The 4,023-nt window shown below is 69.6% G+C and carries 3 protein-coding genes and 2 pseudogenes; all 5 read left to right on the plus strand.

Annotation, left to right across the window (positions count from 1 at the left end; all coding sequences use genetic code 11):
- On the plus strand, positions 1-605 hold a 605-nt coding region (locus Y694_RS20190; RefSeq protein ID WP_036235878.1), incomplete at its 5' end, for a DUF2059 domain-containing protein.
- Positions 602-1,710: pseudogene (gene serC, locus Y694_RS20195) on the plus strand (3-phosphoserine/phosphohydroxythreonine transaminase). The gene Y694_RS20190 and the pseudogene serC, both read left to right, overlap by 4 nt.
- Positions 1,703-2,815: a prephenate dehydratase gene (gene pheA, locus Y694_RS20200; protein WP_011829834.1), complete on the plus strand. Its 1,113-nt coding sequence runs from the start codon at positions 1,703-1,705 to the stop codon at positions 2,813-2,815. The pseudogene serC and the gene pheA overlap by 8 nt, the downstream one beginning before the upstream one ends.
- A gap of 10 nt (positions 2,816-2,825) precedes the next feature.
- Positions 2,826-3,710 (plus strand): prephenate dehydrogenase/arogenate dehydrogenase family protein, encoded by an 885-nt coding sequence (locus tag Y694_RS20205; RefSeq protein ID WP_011829835.1) that lies wholly within the window; start codon positions 2,826-2,828, stop codon positions 3,708-3,710.
- Between the two features lie 58 nt (positions 3,711-3,768).
- Positions 3,769-4,023: pseudogene (locus tag Y694_RS20210) on the plus strand (bifunctional 3-phosphoshikimate 1-carboxyvinyltransferase/cytidylate kinase); the annotation flags it as partial.

A 4,023-nucleotide genomic window follows, 5' to 3' on the forward strand; every position in this document is an offset into this window, starting at 1 on the left:
CCGTCGCGCCTGCCGCGGCGGCCTCGGCGGCGCCCGCCGCCGGCAGCCCGGCGAAACGCGACCTCGCGAGGCGCTGGGTGGCACTGCAGCAGGATTCGTTGGACGCCGCGGCGCGCAGCATCGTCGAGGCACCGGCTCGGCAGTTGCTGGGTGCGGCCGAACCGGTATTGCGAAGCAAGGTGCCGGCCGACAAGCGCGATGCCGTGGCGAAGCAGCTGCAGGACGAGGCGCGCAAGTACGCCGACGAGCTCACGCCGGTGGTACGCAAGCGGGCCCAGGAGCTGGCCCAGAGCCAGATGCTGGCGGCGGTGGAAGAGAAATACACCGAGGACGAACTGCGCCAGGTCGTCGGCTTCTACGAATCGCCGGTGTTCAAGAAGCTGCAGCAGACGCAGCCGCCGATCGAGCAGGCGCTGGGCCAGAAGCTGCTTGCCGGCGTCCAGCCGACCGTCGAGACGAAGGCCAAGGCGCTGCAGGCCACGATGGCGAAGATCCTCGGCGTCTCGCCCGCACCGGTCGGCGGTGGCGCGAGCGCGCCGGCCGGCAGCGGCCTCAAGCCGTCTGCGCCGAAGAAGCTGGGCGCCCCGTCCGCCGACAAGCCCTGACCGGCCGTGACACGCGCTACAACTTTTCCGCCGGGCCGGCCACGCTGCCGGAGCCGGTGCTGGCCCAGGCGGCCGCCGAGATGCTCGACTGGCGGGGCAGCGGCATGGGCGTCATGGAGATGAGCCACCGCGGCCGCGAGTTCGACGAGATCTTCGCGCGCACCGAGTTGCGGCTGCGCGAGCTGCTAGCCGTTCCGGCCGAGTTCAAGATCCTCTTCATGCAGGGCGGTGCGATCGCCGAGAACGCGATCGTGCCGATGAACTTGTCCCGCGGCGGCGTGACCGACCACGTGGTGACCGGCCTGTGGTCGATCAAGACCCGGCAGGAGGCGCTGCGCTATGGCGAGGCGCACGTCGTCGCGAGCAACGAGGCCGACGGTGCCGCCAACCACACCACCCTGCCCGCTCCCGCGACCTGGCGGCTCAGCGCGAACGCGAGCTACGTGCACGTGTGCAGCAACGAGACCATCAACGGCGTGGAGATGCACGAACTGCCCGACCTGCGGGCGCTCGGGTGCGACGCACCGCTCGTGATGGACTGCTCCTCGCACATCGGCTCGCGGCCCATCGAGTGGACACGCGTCGGACTCGCCTACGCCGGTGCGCAGAAGAACATCGGCCCCTCCGGCCTGACGTTGGTGTTCGTGCGCGAGGACCTGCTCGGCCATGCGCTCCCCTTCTGTCCCAGCGCCTTCGACTACGCCGTCGTCGCCGCGAACGGCTCGATGTACAACACGCCGCCGACGTACTCCATCTACATTGCCGGCCTGGTATTCGAGTGGATGGCGGCCCAGGGTGGCGTGGCGGCGCTCGAGCAGCGCAACATCGAAAAGCGACGCTGCTGTACGACGCAATCGATGGCTCGGCCTTCTACACCAACCGCGTCGCGCGCGAGGCCCGCTCGCGCATGAACGTCCCCTTCTTCCTGCCCGACGACCGGCTGTATGCCCCGTTCCTGGCGGGCGCCGAGGAGCACCGCCTGCTGCAGCTCAAGGGGCACAAGAGCGTGGGCGGCCTGCGGGCCTCGATCTACAACGCCATGCCGCTGGCTGGAGTGCAGGCACTGGTGACCTACATGCGAGAATTTGCGCAACGCCATGGCTGATTCCGCTGCCTCACCCCTCGACCCCGCGCTGCTGGGCTTGCGCCAGCAGATCGATGCCGTCGACCGCGAGTTGCTGGCCCTGCTGAACCGCCGTGCGTCGCTAGCGCAGGAGGTAGGCGGCATCAAAAAGCGCGAAGGCTCGGTGGTGTTCCGCCCCGAGCGCGAGGCCCAGGTGATCGACGGCCTGAAAGCCTCGAATCCCGGCCCGCTGCAGGCAGACAGCGTGGCACCGATCTGGCGGGAGATCATGTCGGCCTGCCGCGCCCTAGAGACGCCGACGCGCGTGGCCTACCTTGGCCCGGCCGGCACCTTCAGCGAACTCGCGGCCCTGGGCTACTTCGGCAGCTCGATCGTGCGCGTGCCCTGCGCCAGCATCGATGAGGTGTTCCGTACCACGACCGCAGCCGCGGCCGACTTCGGCGTCGTCCCCGTCGAGAACTCGACCGAGGGCGTGGTGGCGCGATCGCTGGACCTGCTGCTGACGACGCCGCTGTTCCTGATCGGCGAGACCAGCCTGTTCGTGCGCCACAACCTGCTGCGCCAGACCAATTCGCTGGCGGGCATCCAGGCCGTGTGCGCGCATCCCCAGGCGCTCGCGCAATGCCACGGCTGGCTCAGCTATCACCTGCCCGATGTCGAGCGCCGGCCGGTTGCCAGCAATGCCGAGGGGGCCCGGTTGGCTTCGCTCGACCCCGGCCTCGCCGCCGTGGCGAGCGAACGTGCCGGCAGCGAGTTCGGACTGCACGTCGTCGCGCCGGCCATCCAGGATGACCCGCACAACCGCACCCGCTTCGTGATCGTCACGCACCCCGATCGGCACCCGCAGCCCAAGGCCTCCGGCCACGACTGCACCAGCCTCGTGGTGTCGGTCAACAACCGGCCCGGTGCGGTGCACGACATGCTGGTGCCGCTGAAGCAGCACGGCGTGTCGATGACGCGCTTCGAGTCGCGCCCCGCCCGCAGCGCCGATCAGTGGGAGTACTACTTCTACATCGACCTGCAGGGCCACCCCGACGAGCCGGCCGTCGCCGCGGCGCTGGCCGAATTGCGCGCGGCCTGCTCCTTCTTCAAGCTGTTGGGCACCTACCCGCTCGACGTCCACTGATTGCCGCCCCATGTTCAACCAACTCGGCGTGATCGGTTGCGGCCTGATGGGCGGCTCGTTCGCGCTGGCGCTCAAGCGCGCCGGCCTCGTGAAACGCGTGGTCGGCTACAGCAAGTCGCCGTCGACCACCGAGAAGGCGAGGCGCCTGGGTGTGATCGACACCGCGGCCGAATCGGCGCTGCTGGCCGTCTCGGGCTCCGACCTGGTGCTGCTGGCCGTGCCGGTGGCGGCCACCGAGGCCACCTTGAAGGCCATCCGCCACCTGGTTGAGCCCGGCGTGATGCTGATGGATGTGGGCAGCACCAAGCGAGATGTGGTCGACGCCGCTCGGCGGGTCCTGAAGGACAAGGTTGGGTGTTTCGTGCCGGCCCATCCGATCACCGGCAAGGAAGTCTCGGGGATCGAGAACGCCGACGCCTACCTCTACGCCAACCGCCAAGTCATCCTGACGCCGCTGGCGCAGACCGATGCGGCGCTGGTGCAGAAGGCCACCGACGTATGGGCCGCCATCGGCTGCCAGGTGCTCAAGATGAGCCCGGAGAACCACGACGCCGCATTCGCGGCCGTCAGCCACCTGCCGCACCTGCTGGCCTTCGCCTACTTCGCCTCGGTCGCCAAGCAGCCGGCCGGACGCGACTTCCTCTCGCTGGCGGGCCCGGGTTTCCGTGATTTCACCCGCATCGCTGCCAGCGACCCGGTGATGTGGCGCGACGTGCTGATGAGCAACCGCGAAGAGATCCTGAAGCAGTCGCAACGATTCCGCCACACGCTCGATGCACTCGAGCACGTGATGAAGCTCGGCAACAGCGAGGCGCTCGAAGACCTGATCCGCAACGCCTCGGAAATGCGTGCCGGCTGGCAGATGAGCAGCCCGAAGCCGGGCGGCAGCCGCTGAGCGTGGCGACCCCACGCGCCTTCCTCGACATCCCCCGCTCCAGGCCGCGGGCGGCACGGTGCGGCTGCCTGGCTCCAAGAGCATTTCCAACCGGGTGCTGCTGCTCGCCGGCTTGTGCGCCGGCCGTACGCGGGTGCTCGACCTGCTCGATTCCGACGACACCCAAGTCATGCTCGACGCGCTGCGCGCGCTCGGCTGCGACATCGAGACCGACGGCGCGGCGCGGGTCGTCACCGGCCTCGGCGGGCGGCTGGCCGTGCGCGAGGCCCGGCTCTTCCTCGGCAACGCCGGCACCGCGATGCGGCCGCTGGCC

The sequence above is a fragment of the Methylibium sp. T29-B genome (assembly GCF_000576225.1).
GTDB classification, from domain to species: Bacteria; Pseudomonadota; Gammaproteobacteria; order Burkholderiales; family Burkholderiaceae_C; genus Methylibium; species Methylibium petroleiphilum.